The organism is Pedobacter cryoconitis (assembly GCF_014200595.1).
Classification (GTDB): Bacteria; Bacteroidota; Bacteroidia; order Sphingobacteriales; family Sphingobacteriaceae; genus Pedobacter; species Pedobacter cryoconitis_C.
The window spans coordinates 1,908,376-1,927,460 of sequence record NZ_JACHCG010000001.1; the positions used below are offsets into that span (position 1 = coordinate 1,908,376).

At 39.6% G+C, this 19,085-nt stretch carries 14 protein-coding genes; 10 read left to right on the forward strand and 4 right to left on the reverse strand.

Annotated elements, in window-relative coordinates:
- Window positions 1-49: 49 nt before the first annotated feature.
- Window positions 50-1,054: a pectinesterase family protein gene (locus HDE70_RS07890; protein ID WP_183889223.1), complete on the forward strand. Its 1,005-nt coding sequence runs from the start codon at window positions 50-52 to the stop codon at window positions 1,052-1,054.
- Window positions 1,044-2,696 carry a UxaA family hydrolase gene (locus HDE70_RS07895; RefSeq protein ID WP_183889225.1) on the forward strand — a complete coding sequence of 551 codons (1,653 nt, stop codon included), beginning with the start codon at window positions 1,044-1,046 and terminating at the stop codon, window positions 2,694-2,696. The genes HDE70_RS07890 and HDE70_RS07895 overlap by 11 nt, the downstream gene beginning before the upstream one ends.
- A 14-nt stretch (window positions 2,697-2,710) precedes the next feature.
- On the opposite strand, the gene HDE70_RS07900 is transcribed toward HDE70_RS07895, so the two are convergent.
- Window positions 2,711-3,721 (reverse strand): LacI family DNA-binding transcriptional regulator, encoded by a 1,011-nt coding sequence (locus HDE70_RS07900; protein ID WP_183889227.1) that lies wholly within the window; start codon window positions 3,719-3,721, stop codon window positions 2,711-2,713.
- A gap of 179 nt (window positions 3,722-3,900) precedes the next feature.
- Here HDE70_RS07900 and HDE70_RS07905 point away from each other — a divergent pair, with 179 nt between their 5' ends.
- From HDE70_RS07905 to HDE70_RS07935, 7 genes are all read left to right on the forward strand, one after another.
- On the forward strand, window positions 3,901-5,451 hold the full coding sequence (locus HDE70_RS07905; RefSeq protein WP_183889229.1) for a glycoside hydrolase family 28 protein: 1,551 nt from the start codon (window positions 3,901-3,903) through the stop codon (window positions 5,449-5,451).
- A gap of 6 nt (window positions 5,452-5,457) precedes the next feature.
- Complete coding sequence (locus HDE70_RS07910; RefSeq protein ID WP_260160137.1) at window positions 5,458-6,660, forward strand: glycoside hydrolase family 105 protein; 1,203 nt, start codon at window positions 5,458-5,460, stop codon at window positions 6,658-6,660.
- Between the two features lie 50 nt (window positions 6,661-6,710).
- Window positions 6,711-8,111, forward strand: a complete 1,401-nt coding sequence (gene uxaC / locus HDE70_RS07915) for a glucuronate isomerase (RefSeq protein ID WP_183889231.1) — start codon at window positions 6,711-6,713, stop codon at window positions 8,109-8,111.
- A gap of 93 nt (window positions 8,112-8,204) precedes the next feature.
- Window positions 8,205-9,830: an NADP-dependent glyceraldehyde-3-phosphate dehydrogenase gene (locus tag HDE70_RS07920; protein WP_183889233.1), complete on the forward strand. Its 1,626-nt coding sequence runs from the start codon at window positions 8,205-8,207 to the stop codon at window positions 9,828-9,830.
- 241 nt (window positions 9,831-10,071) lie between these two features.
- Window positions 10,072-13,035 carry a SusC/RagA family TonB-linked outer membrane protein gene (locus tag HDE70_RS07925; RefSeq protein WP_183889235.1) on the forward strand — a complete coding sequence of 988 codons (2,964 nt, stop codon included), beginning with the start codon at window positions 10,072-10,074 and terminating at the stop codon, window positions 13,033-13,035.
- A gap of 15 nt (window positions 13,036-13,050) precedes the next feature.
- Window positions 13,051-14,685 (forward strand): RagB/SusD family nutrient uptake outer membrane protein, encoded by a 1,635-nt coding sequence (locus HDE70_RS07930; RefSeq protein ID WP_183889237.1) that lies wholly within the window; start codon window positions 13,051-13,053, stop codon window positions 14,683-14,685.
- The gene (locus tag HDE70_RS07935; RefSeq protein ID WP_183889239.1) at window positions 14,654-15,229 is read left to right on the forward strand and encodes an Rpn family recombination-promoting nuclease/putative transposase; all 576 of its coding nucleotides are present in this window, start codon (window positions 14,654-14,656) and stop codon (window positions 15,227-15,229) included. The genes HDE70_RS07930 and HDE70_RS07935 overlap by 32 nt, the downstream gene beginning before the upstream one ends.
- Window positions 15,230-15,304: 75 nt before the next feature.
- Here HDE70_RS07935 and HDE70_RS07940 read toward each other — a convergent pair whose 3' ends face one another.
- Window positions 15,305-16,414, reverse strand: a complete 1,110-nt coding sequence (locus HDE70_RS07940; RefSeq protein WP_183869605.1) for a polysaccharide lyase family 1 protein — start codon at window positions 16,412-16,414, stop codon at window positions 15,305-15,307.
- Window positions 16,415-16,554: 140 nt separating this feature from the next.
- On the reverse strand, window positions 16,555-16,950 hold the full coding sequence (locus HDE70_RS07945; protein WP_183889241.1) for a hypothetical protein: 396 nt from the start codon (window positions 16,948-16,950) through the stop codon (window positions 16,555-16,557).
- 137 nt (window positions 16,951-17,087) lie between these two features.
- On the opposite strand from HDE70_RS07945, the gene HDE70_RS07950 reads away from it, so the two are divergent.
- Window positions 17,088-18,623 carry an alpha/beta hydrolase-fold protein gene (locus HDE70_RS07950; protein ID WP_183889243.1) on the forward strand — a complete coding sequence of 512 codons (1,536 nt, stop codon included), beginning with the start codon at window positions 17,088-17,090 and terminating at the stop codon, window positions 18,621-18,623.
- A gap of 25 nt (window positions 18,624-18,648) precedes the next feature.
- Here the strand turns inward: HDE70_RS07950 and HDE70_RS07955 are convergent, their stop codons facing one another.
- Window positions 18,649-19,050: a hypothetical protein gene (locus HDE70_RS07955; RefSeq protein ID WP_183869608.1), complete on the reverse strand. Its 402-nt coding sequence runs from the start codon at window positions 19,048-19,050 to the stop codon at window positions 18,649-18,651.
- Between the last annotated feature and the right edge of the window lie 35 nt (window positions 19,051-19,085).

The window sequence follows — 19,085 nt, forward strand, 5'->3', positions numbered from 1 at the left end:
ATCCGGCAGTCAGTTAATTCCTGAAAAATTACAATTAGCATTGTCTTCTATGAAAGGAAAATTGATACTGCTTTTGACTGGCTGTTTATCCCTGACATTTTTTGCAAAGGCAAAGGTTCAGGATAAACAAATAACTGTTGCCAAAGATGGAACCGGAGATTATCTGACTGTGCAGGAAGCCATCAATGCAGTTCCTGATTTCAGAAAAGTCACGACTACAATTTTTATCAGGAACGGAATATATCAGGAGAAATTAAACCTGTCACCCTCAAAAAAACTTGTAAAACTAGTAGGAGAGGACGTTACCAAAACAATTTTGACTTACAATGATTACGCAGCAAAGAAAAATCGTTTCGGCGAAGAAATGGGTACTTCAGGTTCTTCCAGCTTTTACATTTGCGGAGATGGATTTAGTGCTTACAATATTACCTTTCAGAACACTGCCGGCCCGGTGGGTCAAGCTGTTGCCCTTTGGATATCAGGAGACCAAACTACCTTTTTCAATTGCCGGATAAAGGGTTTTCAAGATACACTTTATACCTATGGTGCAGGAAACAGACAATATTTTAAAAACTGTTACATTGAAGGAACTGTAGACTTTATTTTCGGTGCTGCGACTGCTTTATTTGAAGATTGTACTATTTCTTGTAAACAAGGAGCTCATTATATCACCGCATCTTCTGCTCCGGATACGATCAAGTATGGCTATGTATTTTTAAACTGCCGGATCACCGGTGATGCTTCAGCGCGTACCGTTTATCTGGGCAGACCATGGCGCCCCTATAGTAAAGCCGTTTATATCAACTGCGAACTACCAAAGCTGATCAAAACAGAAGGCTGGGACAATTGGCGCAAACAAAGCAATGAAAAAACTGCTTACTATGCAGAATATAAAAACAAAGGAGAAGGTTTTAATCCTGATCAACGGGTGGCATGGTCACATCAGCTCAGTGAGGAAGAAGTGAAACGCTATACAACGGATTTAATTTTTAAGGGATGGAACCCAAAAATTACACTGGCAGAAACCGGGAAATATATCAATTATGAGCATTAATATTTTAAAAGTTCACCCCAATGATAATGTGATTGTCGCATTAACTGATCTTAAAGCAGGTGAAACCGTTCAATATCAGGATAACTATTATTTGCTAACTGAAGATATTCCGGCAAAACATAAATTTTATACCTCAGCTATGGAGGAGGGTGAAAAAGTGATCATGTACGGGACCTTAGTTGGTAAGATACAAATTCCTGTGAAGGCAGGAGCGTTAATGACCACTGATAACCTGAAGCATGCAGCTGCCCCATACTTTTTCAGTCCTTATCAGTATCAATGGCAGGCACCGGATATCAGTAAATTCGAGGGCCTTACTTTTAACGGTTATCATCGCAAAGATGGAAATGTAGGTACCGCAAACTATTGGCTGTTTATACCGACTGTGTTTTGTGAAAACAGGAACCTTGATGTGATCAAAGAAGCATTGCACAATGAACTGGGATATGCGGTAACTGAAAAATACAAATCTTATACTCACCAGTTAGTGGAAGCCTATCAGAACGGGGCTGATACTGCAACACTTGCAGCAATTCCAATTGCGCTGGAACCCGAACACTTAAACACCAAAAGGCCATTCAAAAATATAGATGGGATCAAATTCCTGAATCATCAGGGGGGCTGTGGAGGTATCCGTCAGGATTCCGCTGTATTAAGTAAGCTACTGGCCGCTTATGCAGATCACCCTAATGTTGCAGGTGTGACCCTATTAAGCCTGGGCTGTCAGAACTTGCAGGTTCAGGATTTTTTGAATGATTTAAAAGAACGAAATCCTGCATTTGATAAAAAGCTCTATATTTTTGAGCAACAACAATCCCAAAGTGAAGAACACCTCATTACAACAGCCATCCGGCAAACCTTTGAAGGATTAATTGAAGCGAATCAAATGGAACGCCATCCGGCTCCTCTGAGCAAATTATGTATTGGGGTAAAATGCGGGGGCAGTGATGGCTTTAGTGGTATTTCAGCAAATCCTGCGGTTGGTTATTGTGCCGACTTGCTGGTCGGACTCGGTGCCAAAGTTTTATTGGCGGAGTTTCCCGAGCTCTGTGGTACAGAACAGGATATCCTAAACAGGACAAAAGACGAGCGAGCGGCAAGAAAATTCATGAAGCTGATGTCTGCCTACAGCCAGGCAGCAGAAAATGCGGGTTCCGGTTTTCACATGAACCCTTCACCGGGTAATATTAAAGACGGTTTAATTACAGATGCCATCAAGAGTAATGGCGCAGCAAAAAAAGGAGGGACATCACCCATAGAAGATGTACTGGACTATACTGAACCTGCATTGAAACCTGGCTTGAACCTGGTTTGTACACCCGGAAATGATGTGGAAGCGACCACTGGTAAAGCAGCAAGCGGAGCTACGCTGATTTTATTTACTACAGGATTAGGCACACCCACAGGAAACCCGGTTTGTCCGGTTATTAAAATATCGACTAACAACGCGCTAACAGCCACGATGAATGATATCATTGATATTAATGCAGGATCGGTGATTTCGGGTGAAAAAACTATTGAACAAATGGGAGAAGAGATTTTAACCTACTGCATTAAAGCCGCCAGTGGCGAAGTGATCCCAAAATCCGTTCTGTTAAACCAGGATGACTTTATTCCCTGGAAAAGAGGGATTTCCTTATAAGTCATCCCTGGTTATTACCGTACAAATAAGCTCGTATCCAGTACCTTTTTCTCAAAATCGTATACTGGATACTTACTTTCTATGACCTTAAGCAGCATCTGGGTCGCTATCTGCCCCATTTCAAAGGCAGGCTGGCGGATAGAAGTCAATGAAGGGTTCATCAGATCCAGTACATCAGAATTACTAAATCCTGTAATCGCGATATCCTGTGGAGTTTTGATATTTAAATTTTTAAATACCATCAGGCAATCAATACTTAATCTGTCACCTGCTACGAAAATCGCATCAGGTCTTTCCTTCAGGTTCATCAATTCTTTGATTGCATTTTCTGTTTCCTGATAAAACATGCCACCGTGCGGACAATACTTCACGTAGTCTTGTTCAAAAGGAATATGATGTTCCGCCAATGCCTTTTTGTAACCCTCCAGCCGTTCTATACTAATTGATAAATGGGCAGAACTCGTTAAATGTGCAATTCTTTTATACCCTTTATGAATCAAATGTTCTGTGGCTTCAAAAGCCCCTTTTTCATTGTTAGCTATAACTTTATGGGTGATAATTTCATCTGCAACCCGGTCGAAAAATACCATTGGTAATCCTTTTTGATGCAAATCCTGAAGATGTGAAGTGTCACTTGTTTCCGCAGATAAAGAAACCAGTAATCCATCTACAGATCTGGAAGCTAAATGCTGAATATTAATCTTTTCCCGCTCATAAGATTCATGAGTTTGCGTAATGATTACATGATAACCACGGTCATAAGCAATAGATTCAATCCCATTAATTGCCTGAGAAAAATAATGATTGGCAACCTCAGCCACAACAACACCAATTGATTTGCTCCGGCGTTCCTTTAAGCTCAGTGCAATAGGGTTAGGGCGGTAGTTTATCTTTTGTGCATACTCCCTTATAATCTTTTTGGTTTCAGGACTGATCTCATAAGTATCACGTAAAGCCCTGGAAATTGTAGAAGTTGAATAGCCCAGTGCACTGGCTATATCTTTTAATGTAGAGGGTACAAACATAACGCCTTTTTCTATTTGGTTAGAATTAACACAAGTTTACATATAAATTCTGATTGTAAAATGATAGAAAGCACCTACGGCAACGATTGCGTATTTATTTTAAGTGTAATAGTTTTATGCTGTCCTAAAACTATGTAGACTTGTTACCTATTGAAGAGAAAACAGCTAACCAGATTTTCATGAACAATTTCCGTCTAACCCTTACAGGCCTGATCCTCAGCCTGGCATTGAATCTAAGTGCACAGGATAAAAAAGCAGATCCTTTTGATCACCTGCCAGTAGTTAAAGAACCCGTATTCAAAACTGATACGCTCAGTATTGCTAAGTACGGGGCGGTAAGTGATGGCGTGACACTGAATACTATTCAAATTAATCAGGCTATAGCAGCCAGCAGTAAAAATGGTGGTGGTGTAGTTTTAATTCCCGAAGGAATGTGGTTGACCGGGCCGATTGAACTTAAAAGCAACGTAAACCTGCACCTGCAAAAAAATGCTTTACTCCAATTTACCAAAGATCTTAATCAGTACAAACTGGTAGAAGGAAATTGGGAAGGAGTGGCGCAGATGCGGAATCAATCACCTATCTGGGCTAATGAGCAGGAAAATATTGCGATAACCGGCTATGGGATTATTGATGGGGCCGGCGATGTATGGCGGATGGTTAAGAAAGATAAATTAACAGAAAGCCAGTGGAAAGCACGTATAGCTTCCGGTGGTTTGGTGAATGAAGAAAAAAAGATCTGGTATCCCTCAGAAAAAACATTTAAAGGAGCTGAAATGAAAGATCCCGGGCTGATTACTAAAGATAAATCTGCGGCATTTTACGACTCGATTAAAGACTTTCTGCGTCCGAACTTATTGGTACTTAATAATTGTAAGCAGATTTTGCTGGAAGGCGTTACCTTTCAAAATTCTCCCGCATGGAATTTACATCCTCTGATGTGCAGTGATCTTACTGTGCGGAATGTATATGTGAAAAACCCATGGTATGCACAGAATGGTGATGGTATAGACATAGAATCCTGTAAAAATGTACTCATCGAAGGAAGTACATTTGATGTAGGTGATGATGGGATCTGTATCAAATCAGGAAGAGATGCCGCAGGACGCAAACGCGGTATTCCGACAGAAAATGTGGTCATCCGGAATAGTACCGTTTATCATGCCCATGGCGGTTTTGTAATTGGAAGTGAAATGTCTGGCGGAGCCAGAAACATCTACATTACCGACTGTACTTTTATCGGTACAGATATCGGTTTGCGGTTTAAAACCACAAGAGGGAGAGGCGGCGTAGTGGAAAAAATTTACGCCAGAAATATCAATATGAAGGATATTGTTGGCGAAGCTATTCTCTTTGATATGTATTATGCAGCAGTTGATCCGATAGTTTTGTCCGGAGAAAAAAGAGAAACGCCAAAAATTAAGCTTTTGCCTGTCACTGAAGAAACCCCTGTATTCAGAGATTTTCATATCAGTAATATTGTTTGCGACGGAGCTTCCAAAGCTATATTTATCCGTGGCTTGCCAGAGTTAAATATCAGTGATATCTATTTTGATCAATTGACTATCAAATCTAAAGAAGGAATTGATTTACAAGAAGCTAAAAACATACAAATTAACCACATAAATCTGATTGTTGAACAGTCAAAACCATTAATCAGGATACAAAATGGAAATAATGTTTCCTACAAAAATCTTGATCCGGCTACGCAATCACTTCTCCTAAAATAAGCAGGTATGAAAAGATTATTTTTCTTAAAAGCAGGTTTGGTTTGTTTGTTCATTATGTCTGTGAATACAAGAACAATCGCACAGACCAAACCACTCAGTGAGGCTATGGCTGCTATGGTAATGGATATCTGGCAGGATTCCTTAAACCTTGATCCGGCTAATCCTAAGCCAGTTAAATGGGCCTATGATCAGGGAGTTATCCTGGAAGGGATAGAAGCTATCTGGAAAAGGACCAAATCAGATGTCTACTTTAAATATATGCAGAAGTCTATGGATTTCTTCGTCACCAAAAATGGGGATATCAACCGTTATAAACAGGCTGATTATAACATTGATAATGTTAAAAACGGCCGTACACTGCTTTCTTTATATAAAGTAACCGGGCAGAAGAAATATTTTAAAGCCGCCACCTTGCTCTGGGATCAGCTTAAAAAGCAACCCCGTACCAAAGAAGGCGGGTTCTGGCATAAAAAAATATATCCGAATCAGATGTGGCTGGACGGGCTGTATATGGGGGAACCTTTTTATGCAGAATATGCGGCTTTGATCAAAGCTGATCAAGCGTATGATGATATCGCAAATCAATTTATTTACATGGAGAAAAATGCGCGTGACAGGCGGACCGGATTACTCTATCATGGCTGGGACGAATCGAAACAAGAACGCTGGGCCGATAAAAAAAGCGGTGTTTCTCCGAATTTCTGGGGCCGGGCAATGGGTTGGTATGGGATGGCTTTGGTCGATGTACTGGAATACTTTCCGGAACATCATCCAAAAAGAAAAGCCCTTCTGGATATTTTGGACCGCTTATCAACTGCTATCGGCAAGTATCAGGATAAAAATTCTGGCTTATGGTACGATATTCTTGATCAGCCAGACCGTAAAGGGAACTATAAGGAAGCTTCGGCATCGTGTATGTTTGTTTACACGATCAGTAAAGGCGTTCGCAAAGGATATTTAGACCATAAATACTTTACAATTGCCAAAAATGGCTTTCAGGGCATAAAAGGAGAGTTTATCGAAGAAGGAGCGAAACCCGGGCAAATCAACTTAAAAGGTACGGTAAGTGTCTCCGGTTTAGGTGGAAAACCATATCGGGATGGCAGTTATACGTATTATATCAGTGAAAAGGTAATCACCAATGACCCTAAAGGTGTGGGCGCATTTCTATTGGCTGCTTCAGAAATGGAAATTGCAGAAGCACCTTAAAAAGGTCTTTAAAATATATAACAACCAATTTCTTATACTAATCTATTGCTGTGAAAAAGTTTATTGATGAAAACTTCTTATTAAATAATGAAACGGCCGTATTGCTCTATCATCAATACGCGAAAAATATGCCTGTGATAGATTATCACTGTCATTTACCACCAGATCAGATCGCTGAAGACAAGAATTTTGAAAACCTGACACAAGTTTGGCTCTACGGGGATCATTATAAATGGCGTGCAATGCGTGCCAACGGAGTTCCGGAAGAATATATCACTGGAAATAAAAGTGACTGGGAGAAATTTGAGAAGTGGGCAGAAACCGTACCCTATACACTGCGTAACCCACTATATCACTGGACACATCTGGAACTGCAACGCTATTTTGATATTTTTGATATTTTATCTCCGGCTACGGCCAGAAAAATTTATGATGAATGTACCCTAAAACTTCAAACGCCAGCTTACTCCGTACGGAACCTGCTACGAAAAATGAAAGTCAGTGCCCTGGCTACTACCGATGATCCAACAGACGATCTGGTACATCATCAAAAGATTAAAGCAGATGGCTTTGAAGTGAAAGTTTTGCCTGCATTCAGGCCTGATAAAGCAATGAACGCAGATGATTTCCCTGCAATGCTTGCTTATATCAAGAAATTGCAAGCCATTACATCTTATCACATAACAGATTTCGAAACTTACTTAAAGGCCTTAAAAGACCGTCATGATTACTTTGCGGCAAATGGTTGTTCTGTCTCTGATCATGGATTAGAACAGCTCTATGCTACTGATTACACCGATCAGGAGATAGACTTGATATTTGATAAGGTTATTCAACAGCAAGTATTAAATGAGCAGGAGATTTTACAATTTAAATCTGCTATGCTTTATCATTTCGCAATCTGGGATCATGAAAAAGGATGGGTACAACAATATCATCTTGGTGCATTAAGGAACAATAATTCACGTTTACTCGAGCGCCTGGGGCCAGATACCGGATGGGATTCTATTGGTGATTTTCAGCAGGGGCCTCAGTTATCAAAGTTTCTAAACAGACTGGATGCCAGTAATCAGCTTGCCAAAACCATTCTTTACAATCTGAATCCTTCAGATAATGAACTGATGGCAACAATGATCGGTAATTTTAATGATGGAACTATAGCCGGAAAGATTCAATTTGGTTCGGGATGGTGGTTTCTGGATCAGAAAGATGGAATGACCCGGCAGCTCAATGCACTATCAAACATGGGTTTGTTAAGTCGTTTTATAGGAATGCTTACCGATTCCAGAAGTTTCCTTTCTTATCCCCGTCACGAATATTTCAGAAGATTACTCTGTAATTTGCTCGGTGAGGATATAGAAAACGGTGAATTACCCGATAATATAGGCTGGATAGGGGAAATCATTAAAAATATCTGCTATAATAACGCAAAAGATTACTTTAATTTCTAAAATGGTTAATATGATTATATAATTTAAACGTTTAAGTATAAACTATTTCCTATTTTGTACGGGATAACTATTAATAAACATAAATTTTAACGGATGAATTTTCAAGACCAGCTCAATTCCATTTTTGTTGAAGAGCATGAAATACCCGAAGCATTCAGATTGCAGCAAGAACTGCATCAGCGCGCGTATTTAAGTAATGGTGCCATGCATCCCTGGGATGGAGAAGTTCACACTGTAGTTTCCCCTGTTTGTATCAAAACTCCTGAGGGTTTACAGCGTAAGGTGATCGGTACCTATCCATTATGTAGTGAAAAAGAAGCCATGGAGGCGCTTGACGCTGCTGTTGCAGCCTATGACAATGGCCGCGGCGAATGGCCTACAATGAGTGTAGCGGACCGGATTACCCATGTAGAGAAATTTACAGGCAGAATTATTGAAAAGAAACAGGAGGTTGTTAAGCTGCTGATGTGGGAAATCGGTAAATCTTATGCCGATTCTGTGAAAGAATTTGACAGGACAGTTGAGTACATTCATGCGACTATTGATGCCCTTAAAGATCTGGACCGTCAGTCATCAAGGTTTACGATAGAACAGGGGATTGTTGCACAGGTCAGACGTTCCCCACTTGGTGTAGTACTTTGTATGGGCCCGTTTAACTATCCATTGAATGAGACTTTTACCACTTTGATTCCCGCCCTGATTATGGGGAATACTTTATTGTTCAAACCACCTAAGCACGGTACGCTTTTACACTACCCATTATTGGAAGCTTTCAGAGATTCTTTCCCAAAAGGTGTAGTCAATACGATTTATGGCAGAGGAAATGTGATCATTCCCGGACTGATGAAATCAGGAAAGATTAATGTTTTAACTTTAATCGGTTCCAGTAAAGTAGCAAATGAACTGAAAAAGCTGCATCCAAAAGTTAACAGATTGCGGGCTATCTTAGGATTAGATGCAAAAAACGCAGCGATAATCACGGCACATGCAGACTTGGAATTGTCAGTTCAGGAAACTGTTCTGGGGTCTTTGTCTTTTAACGGACAAAGATGTACCGCTTTAAAAATTATTTTCATCCACCGTTCTCTGGCTGATGAATTCCTGAAATTATTGTCAGCCGCTGTAGCTAAACTAAAGTTTGGTATGCCGTGGGTAGAAGGTGTATCCTTAACTCCTTTACCTGAACCACATAAACCCGCTTATCTTAAAGAATGTATTGAAGATGCCATCACACATGGTGCCTCGGTAATCAATGCGCATGGCGGTACTACCAATGAATCTTTCGTATATCCTGCAATTGTTTATCCAGTAAACAAAGACATGAAACTTTATACGGAAGAACAGTTCGGACCGGTTATTCCTGTTGTTCCTTTTGATGACCTGGAAGAAACGATTGAATACCTGATTGAATCTACGCATGGTCAGCAGGTTAGTATTTTTAGTAATGACCACGTAGAAGTTGCTGCTTTAATTGATCCGCTGATCAATCAGGTGAGCCGTGTAAATATCAATTGTCAATGTCAGCGCGGGCCGGATGCGTTTCCGTTTACGGGTAGAAAAGATAGTGCAGAAGGTACATTGTCAGTTGTAGATGCACTTCGGTCTTTCTCTATCCGATCTCTGGTAGCTACCAAGCTGAATGAAAGTAATAAGTTGTTAATCAATGAAATAATTGATGGTAATAATTCTAATTTTTTAAGTACTAAATATCTGTTCTAAAAAATACTAAGCTTAATTACTGTGAAAAAAGGGAGTCCTGAAGTCAATTCAGAACTCCCTTTTTTTATGTGGATTATTGATTCCGTATTTCGGCAACGATTGCGTAGTTATTTTCCCGGATTTAAATTCATTTCGCTGGAAAACTATGTAGACTTGTTATAAAACTTAATTGATTTAATTTTTTGATTTCTCCCGGGAATAAAGAATTATACCCTTAAGCGATTATCCTAACCAAATATTTATGAGCAAATTTTATCTTTTAATTGTAGGGTTCTGCTTTTTTTGCAGTTTCCTATCCGCACAAACCCGCAAAATCTCGGGGCAGGTGACTGATGCAAAAAGCGGAGAAACACTGATCGGCGTGAGTGTCCTGGTCAAAGGAACCAGCCAGGGAACCAGTACCGATACCAACGGGAAATTCAGTTTAAACATTTCAGGTAACGATGCAATTCTGGTCATCAACTATGTAGGTTACCTCAAAGAAGAAGTAAGCGCAGCTGGCCAGACACAAATTCAAATTAAGCTGACACCCAATGAGACAGCCTTAAACGAGGTTGTGGTGATTGGTTATGGAACGGTAAAGAAAAGAGACCTTACTGGCTCAGTAGTTTCTGTGAAAGGCGAAGACATTGCCAAAGTTCCTTCTTCAAATCCATTAGAATCTATTCAGGGTAAAGTACCAGGAGTTGATGTAACCAGAAGCAGTGGTGCAGCTTCTTCAGGAGTAAATATCAATATCAGGGGGACGAGATCAATATCGGCAGGCAATGGCCCGCTGATCATTGTAGATGGTGTACAATATTCAAGTCTGCAAGATTTAAACCCAAATGATATTGCTTCTATGGAGATTTTAAAAGATGCTTCTTCCACAGCAATATATGGATCCAGAGGTGCTAACGGTGTAATTCTGATTACTACCAAAAAAGGGATCTCAGGACAGGCAACGGTTTCCTTAAACACCTATTATGGTGTGTCAAAAGTATCCAGATATCCTTCAGTAATGAATGCAGAGCAATATATCGAACAGCGCAGGCAGGCTAACCGTACTACAGGTAACTGGTCAGGTCCGGCAGACGATGTTAAAATTTTCAATTCCGCAGAATATACAGCGATACAAAACAAAGAGTTTCTGGACTATCAGGATCTGATCTTTCATGATGGAAGTCAGCAGGACTACCAGTTAGGCGTAAGGGCCGGGACAGAAAAAACCAAAGTATATTTCTCACTCGATTATCTGGATGAGAAAGGTGTCTTGAAAATGGACAAATCCAGTCGTTATACTGCCCGTTTAAATCTTGATCAGTCTATCGGTAAATACTTTACAACCGGGATGCAAGGGCAGTTTACACATTATGAACAAGATAACCGCCGTGACCCATTAAACCAGGTGAACAAAATCTCTCCGCTCGGTACACTTTATGACAATGATGGTAAATTCATCGTATATCCACTGGCAGGTACTTTTGTGAGCCCGCTTGCAGACGAACAGCCAGACGTCTATTCCAATAAAACCGTGATTAACCGCACACTGCTTTCCGCTTATATGGAATTCAAGCCTTTCAAAGGATTAGTTGCCCGTTCCAATCTTGGGGTAAACCTGAACAATGACAGGACAGGGACTTATGCAGACCGTTTTTCTCTGGATCGTAATGGCTCTGTGCCAAAAGCAACCTATTCAGCCTCGAACGGACATTTAATTAACATAGAGAACTATATTACCTATAGTAAAGAAATCAAAGATCATGCTTTTACAGTGACTGGGATTAACAGTTTACTTTATAACAGATCTGATAATATTGCTGCCTCAGGTGAGAATCAGTTGTTAAAATCACAATTGTTCTACGGTCTTGGAAATACGCAGAATCAGGCAGTAAACACAGCCTATACGATGAATAACCTGATTTCATTCGCAGGCAGGTTAAATTATGCCTACAAAGGTAAATACCTGTTAACGGCAACAGGGCGTACTGATGGTTCTTCGAAATTAGCAGAAGGCAATAAATGGGCATTTTTCCCTTCTGCCGCAGTAGCCTGGAGAGTTAGTGACGAACAGTTTTTAAAAGACAATAAAATCATCAGTGATTTAAAATTAAAGTATAGTTACGGTATTGCCGGCAGTGATAATATCAATTCCTATGCTACTCAGAGTAGTTTATCCAGGATTGCATTTGCTTACGATGATGCTCCGGCACTGGCTTACGGTTATTCTCCAAGAATTGGTAATCTGGCGTTGACATGGGAAAAAACGAAAACAAGTGATTTTGGATTAGAGATCTCGCTCTTTAAAAATAGAATAACTGCAACCGTTGATTATTATGATTCCAAAACCTATGATTTACTGTTAAACAGAAGTCTGCCACCAACAGACGGTGTAATCAGTGTAATTCAAAACATCGCAAAAACACGCAATAAAGGTATTGAGGTTTACATTTCTTCAAAAAACATCAGCCATAAAGATTTTCAGTGGACTACCAATATCAGTTTCAGCAGAAATAGAGAAAAGATTGTTGAACTTGCAGGAGGGGCGCAATCAGACGTGTTAAATTCCTGGTTTGTAGGCTCACCGATCCAATCTTTCTATGATTATGAAAAGATAGGGATCTGGCAAACAGCCGATGCAACAGAAGCGGCAAAATATGGGCAAAAACCGGGGGACATCAGAGTTCGCGATCTGAATAACGATGGTAAGATTGATGCCACCAACGACCGTAAGATTATAGGTACTAACCGCCCGGATTGGAGCGGAGGCCTTGAAAATACATTTACCTACAAAGCCTGGGATCTGAATATTTATCTTTTCGTCAGGATGGGGCAGACTGTATACGCCGATTTTTTGCGCAGATACGATCCGCAGGGAATTAACAACAGTTCTACGATTATTAACTATTGGACACCAGAAAATGCCACTAATGATTTTCCACGTCCAAATAAGAACATCTCGTTTAACTCTACACTCTATTCCACTGCTTTAGGCTATACAGACGGATCTTTTATCAGATTAAGGAATATTACATTAGGCTATACCGTACCCAAAAATGTATTGGAGAAGAGTTTTATCAAAAGCGTACGCGTTTACGCTACTGCCAGAAACCCTTTTACTTATACAAAATCATCTTTGCTTAAAGAATATGATCCTGAGCGGGGCGGATCAGAAGGTGCTCCGATGACCAAGCTTTATACCGTTGGCTTAAACGTTACTTTTTAACTCAAATTTATCGAAATGAAACAATATATATATAAAGGCATGATTGTCTTTGCAGGGCTGACAGTAACTTTTTCCTGCAAAAAATCACTTGTGGAAAACAACCCCTCAGGAATTACTGCTGAAAGTGTTTATACTACGCCGGCAGGATTTGAAACGCTTGTAAATGCGGCTTATTCCTATCAGCGCTGGTGGTATGGAAAAGAAGAAGGGCATAGTATTTCTGAGATGGGTACAGACCTCTGGATGAGTGGTGCTGGTGATATTAGTACTGATTTAACCCAATATATTAACCTTCAGGGTACAAATGCTGCGCTTACTACGGAATGGCAGCAATTATATGCGGCTGTTAATTTGTGCAATGCAGGAATAAATAAGATTGCAGGGGCAGGGCTGTCCTCCACTGCAAGGCCAATCAGAGAAGCCGAATTAAAGTTTCTGCGCGCATTTTATTACTGGCATATCGTTGAAACCTGGGGAGGAGTCCATTTTTCATTAAATGAAACTCAGGGAGTAATTACAACGGCGAATAAAACACCTGTAGAAACCTTTAATAAGCAAATTATTGATGACCTGTTATTTGCAGTGGCCAATCTGCCGGTTACCACAGCAGATTATGGAAGAGTGACCAAACCCGCTGCACAGGCTTTTTTGTCTAGAATGTACCTTACACAGAAGAAAAATGCGGAGGCCAGAGATATGGCTCTGGCAGTAATTAATGGTGGTTATGGTTTTACTTTATTACCTGCCTATGCTGACCTGTGGAAAATGGCAAATCTCAAAAACAAGGAAGTCGTTTATGCAGTTAACTATTCAACAAATTTATCTTTAAATGATCTTATAGATCCGATTCTCAATCCCCTGGGCCATAGCAGGGGTAGTAATAATGGACATATGTTATATGCGATGAAATACGATGATCAGCCTGGCATGTTGCGCGACCTGGCTAATGGCAGGCCGTTTGACCGTTATATGCCTACACGTTTTCTATTGGATTTATATGATGACAATGATTCCAGGTATGAAGGCTCATTTCAAACGGTCTGGTATGCAAATGGTACAACCAGGCCAGCAGGGATGAAAATAGGAGATACCGCTATTCTGACTACGAAAAAAGTGTTTCCATCTGCTGGTAAATTATATAAAGTATTTGATCGCAATGCTGTTTACAACGCAAACGGAACTGTTAAGGATCAATTACATTATGTCTCGCTGATTAAGTTTGCAGATCCTGCCAGAACAAGTATCAATGAGGCACAGAGTGCAAGAGATGTTTTTGTGATTCGTTTCGCCGAGTTATATCTGATTGCTGCTGAAGCCGAATTTAACCTGGGGAATCCGGGCGCCGCTGCAACTTACTTGAATGTGATCCGTAGCAGGGCCGCTAAATCTGGTAAAGTGGCTGCTATGCAGATTACGCCGGCACAGGTTACCTTAGACTTTATATTAGACGAACGGGCAAGGGAGTTTGCTGGTGAGCAAATACGCTGGTTTGATTTGAAAAGAGCTGGTAAATTGCAGGAACGTGTCAAAGCATTTAACCCTGATGCAAAAGGTATAACTGATTTTAACCTGATCAGGCCAATTCCAAGGACACAGCTGGATGCCGTTACTAATAAAAGTGAATTCACACAGAATCCTGGGTATCAATAAACTGAAAGAAGTTTTCCTGATTGGAATTCTGGATTTTAAAATGAAAAACTGCTTAAGCAGTGATTATTTGCAAAGCATTTCACTGGTCAATACCGGTACAGGTAAAATATTCCACAATGGACTGGGATTTAAGTTTTTGGAACTGCCTAAATTTGTAAAGAAAGAAGATGAACTGGAAACTGAGCTGGACAAATGGGTTTATATGCTTAAACACATGCACAGCCTGGATCAGATTCCTAAGTATCTGGATAAACGTGTTTTTGAAAAAATATTTAATATCGCTGAAATGGGCAGACTATCACCAGAACAACAATTTGTATACGATTCAATTTTGCAGCGGGAAGAAGACGATTATTGCCGGCTTAAATCTGCCGAGCGCAGAGGAATAGAAAAAGGAAAGGAAGAAGGTTTAGGGCAGGGAGAGGAAAAAGGGAAACATGAAACTGCACTGGCCATCGCAAGAAAGATGAAAGAAGAAAACTTTGATCTGGTTAAAATTGCCAGATTTACTGCACTTTCCATTGAAGAAATAGAAAGTCTTTAAGGAAAGAAGGAAGTGTAATCTTTGATTTAGACTATACTTCCTTCTTTCTTTTAGTATTCCTGTTTAAGAAACAAATCAGGAACAGTTATTACCAGTCAGCGTAGCTCCTGCACCACCCGATGAAGTAACCGCAGCTTTAACATTGGATGAATTCAATATTGAAATGCTGTAAGAAGGTGTAAATGCACTATTACCATTACCTATAACATTTCCCGTTACATTAGTAAACGTATTATCTTTAAGCTGAACAGCTGTAGATTTATTGTCCATTAAGTCAACAGGATTTTTAACATTTTCGAAAACGTTCGCCTCTGCCAGAATATTTGCCTCAAAACCCGCCTGTATACAGCTTTTACTTACCGTGCTGCTAAAATAGTTATTGACCAGATGGACTTTACCAAACCTGACACGGGGCATTCTTGCTACACAGCCTTCAGCCCACCAGCAACGTACAAATGTAACACGCAAGTGGTTCCTGTCAGCCGTAGCACTGTCACTTGAACCGATCAGGCCTGAAAAGCGATGATCATCTGAACCACCAGAACCACCCGCTCTTGGCGGCTTTAAATAACCAAATTTGCAATTAGAGACTGTAATATAATCAGAGATATTTTTGATATCAAAATTGCCATCAACACCGTCTCTGAACTCACAATGGTCAACCCATACATTTGTGCTCGCATCTAGTATTGCGTTATCCCAACCGTCAACATCATAAGCGCCGGGGCCTTCGAAGATCACATTCCGGATAATAATATTCGTGCATCTTTTAACATTGATAATGCCGGAATTAGCTTTGGTCTGATCATCGGAGACTAGTTTTGCTCCGGCAGAACCAAAGATGGTTTTTCCTGTCTGATCCTGGAAAGAGATTCTTCCGCCAGAAGGTATTGTAATCGTACCATTAACTTGTACCACTTTCACATTGACATTTTGTATGGCAGCTTTTAAATCCGCATAAGTAGTGACTACTGTTGGTGTAGCTGTCCCGCCACCTGTAGTTCCTCCGTTTTGTGAGGCCCATCCTTGCACCGTACAAGTAGCCTCAGTTACCGTTTTCAGCTTCGTTGCTGTTAAATTTTCTGTACCAGCCCCTGGATCTTTACTTTTCTGGCAGCCAAAGGAAATAAAGGCTATGCACAAGGCCGTAGCCGAACAGGTGAGGTAGTTTACTCTCGTTTTCATGTTTTTCATATTAGATTATAGTTGGTTAATTATTAAAATAATCATTGAAAAAATAGAAAGAAATTAAACAGTGAAATAAAAAACCGCAATCGATGCCGGTAACGATTGCGGAAAATATGAAGAAGCTAACCGGAATTAAATTAGTTGATATTCATCTTCATCACCTTGTCCAGTTCAATTGCTGAAACTTCAATAAGCTCAGGGCCGGATTCTAACGGATAACCGTCAACCTTCTTACCTGTTATGATGACCTTTTTGCCCGCAAATTTATTCAGGTTGATCTTTTTGCCAGCCTTCAATGCAAAAGTAGTTTCCGGTTGATTCGGCCCACCAGCTAAAGACTTACCTTTAAGCACATGTGTGCCATACTGGTAAGAAGTCATTCCTTGTTTTTGCAGCACACCAGCCCAATAAAATTTAGTTTGTTTAGTACGACTGATTTTTGACTTTTGAGGGGTAGATTTCTGCTGAGCAAAAGAATTCCCAGAAGAAAGGCAGATTAATATTGCTGCTGATAACGTAAGTAGATACTTCATATAGATGAAATTGATTAAGAATTATGTGTATTTATTATTCTTAAACGTTACAAATCATGATTACGCTACAAAATTTCAAGATAAAGAAGAGGGGGCAGGAGTAACATTTTTCCGGATATCCAGTCTATTACATAACAATGAAAATCAAAAACAAACTCCGCTTCTTTTTTGTGTTGATCTTAATGGCTGGTTGTCTGATAGATATAGCTAAAGCACAGGACACTGTCATTAGAAAAATTGATTATGGAAAGCTTGATTCCTTAAGCTCAAACCTCCTGAATCAAAAAAGAATGATAGAAGTATTTCTCCCGCAGGATTACGAGCCGGGAAGCGACCGTAAATATGATGTACTCTATGTGCTGGATGGGGGCAACTGGAATACGGGTTTAATCAAAGAAACCCAACATTTTCTAGAAGCAACATCCTTGATGCCCTCAACAATTATTGTCAGTGTTTTGGGCATCGACCGTAATAAAGACCTGAGTCCAACTCATCTTAAAGGTTGGGAAACTTCTGGCGGAGCGGATAAATTTCTAGGTTTCCTCAAAAATGAGCTTATCCCTTATATTGACAAAAAATATCCTTCAAATGGTGAAAATACACTTTGGGGACATTCATTAGGTGGCTTGTTTGTCACTTATGCCTTACTAAATGAACCACAAGCCTTTAAATCGTATATTGCAGTCGATCCGAGCCTTTGGTGGGACAACTGTTATATCCCAAAAATTGCATCCAGTAAATTACCTTCTTTATCAGGTTTAGGTATTACACTTTTTATGAGTAGCAGAGAAGGTGAAGAGGGTAAAACAATGAAGATTGATACCATGAATACCATTCTTGAAAAATACGCTCCTGCAGGATTAACCTGGAAAAGTATTGTTTACCCTAACGAAACGCATAATTCAATAAGACTGAAAAGTACCTATGACGGTTTAAAATTCTCCTATGCCGGACTTAATAATAAAGCACAATTTCATCCTATGAATGGTATTATACTGAAAGATAAACCCATTAAAATATGGTATTTTAATGATACGACTACAGTTCATTATACCCTTGATAGCACAGTACCTACTATTTTGTCTGAAAAAATGGGGCATGAACTTACTTTAACCAAGTCTGTAAGGCTAAATAGTAAAAACTTCACAGCCAGAGCCCGTTATAATGAGCTTATAACTGGTGACTTTATAGGTGGAAAAATCCTGCCTCCTGTTTCAAAACAGAAAAATCTAAAGCCAGGTGGTTTTAATTATGCTTATTACGTAGGTAAATGGGAAGAATGGCCAGACTTTAAAAACCTAAAAAATCCGGTGAAAACAGGAATTACAAATGGCGATTTTAACTTAGATGAACTTCACAAAAAAGATAATATTGCTGTAGTGATTGATGGACAACTGGAAACGAAGGAAGAGGGATATTACATGTTTATATTGGAGAACGGTGAAGAGGCAAACCTATATCTTGACAATCGTTTATTAATGCGAATGACCGATGCTAATAGCCAATTGTGTACTTACCTGGTACCATTGACCAAAGGTTTTTATCCACTTCGTTTAGAGTCTTTCCATAAAAATGAAGGCTATAAATTGAAGCTCAGTTATCTCACACCAGGTAATATGCATACCAAAAATGGTATTCCGATACCATTGAATCTTCAATATGGTCAAAACTAAAAATGTTTGGTAAGATCCAGGTCGTTTAACTAATAATAATTTGATAGCCTAGAATAAATGATAATAAAAATGGTAATAATATAAGAGCAGCTGAGTACAAACGGTTAGCCAAGCTTACTTTTACCAAATCACCACGATGGATAAAAATAAAAGGGCGGCCAAGATGAAGAATTGAAACCTTTATCAGCAGTAAGTCAATAACAATAAATAGAATAGGTAGTATAGAGAAAGGTATTAGTGCATAAGTAGCAGTCAAAATACACCCCGATATTAATAAAATTACTGAGAGTAATAATGAAAAACATAAGAATTTTGTCTCTTTGTATAAACGTAAATAATTGCGTTTTAAAGGCCTGCTACAAAATGGATCAATTAGATATATCCAGTATGCCGATCCTAAGACAAACCATATTAATTCTAACTTCATATATTCAATTAACGACAGACGAAAGTAATTAAATA

Coding starts and splice junctions, on each gene's coding strand:
- HDE70_RS07890 (WP_183889223.1), top strand. CDS start 50: ATGAAAGGAAAATTGATACTGCTTTTGACTGGCTGTTTATCCCTGACA.
- HDE70_RS07895 (WP_183889225.1), top strand. CDS start 1,044: ATGAGCATTAATATTTTAAAAGTTCACCCCAATGATAATGTGATTGTC.
- HDE70_RS07900 (WP_183889227.1), bottom strand. CDS start 3,721: ATGTTTGTACCCTCTACATTAAAAGATATAGCCAGTGCACTGGGCTAT.
- HDE70_RS07905 (WP_183889229.1), top strand. CDS start 3,901: ATGAACAATTTCCGTCTAACCCTTACAGGCCTGATCCTCAGCCTGGCA.
- HDE70_RS07910 (WP_260160137.1), top strand. CDS start 5,458: ATGAAAAGATTATTTTTCTTAAAAGCAGGTTTGGTTTGTTTGTTCATT.
- HDE70_RS07920 (WP_183889233.1), top strand. CDS start 8,205: ATGAATTTTCAAGACCAGCTCAATTCCATTTTTGTTGAAGAGCATGAA.
- HDE70_RS07925 (WP_183889235.1), top strand. CDS start 10,072: ATGAGCAAATTTTATCTTTTAATTGTAGGGTTCTGCTTTTTTTGCAGT.
- HDE70_RS07930 (WP_183889237.1), top strand. CDS start 13,051: ATGAAACAATATATATATAAAGGCATGATTGTCTTTGCAGGGCTGACA.
- HDE70_RS07940 (WP_183869605.1), bottom strand. CDS start 16,414: ATGAAAACGAGAGTAAACTACCTCACCTGTTCGGCTACGGCCTTGTGC.
- HDE70_RS07945 (WP_183889241.1), bottom strand. CDS start 16,950: ATGAAGTATCTACTTACGTTATCAGCAGCAATATTAATCTGCCTTTCT.
- HDE70_RS07950 (WP_183889243.1), top strand. CDS start 17,088: ATGAAAATCAAAAACAAACTCCGCTTCTTTTTTGTGTTGATCTTAATG.
- HDE70_RS07955 (WP_183869608.1), bottom strand. CDS start 19,050: ATGAAGTTAGAATTAATATGGTTTGTCTTAGGATCGGCATACTGGATA.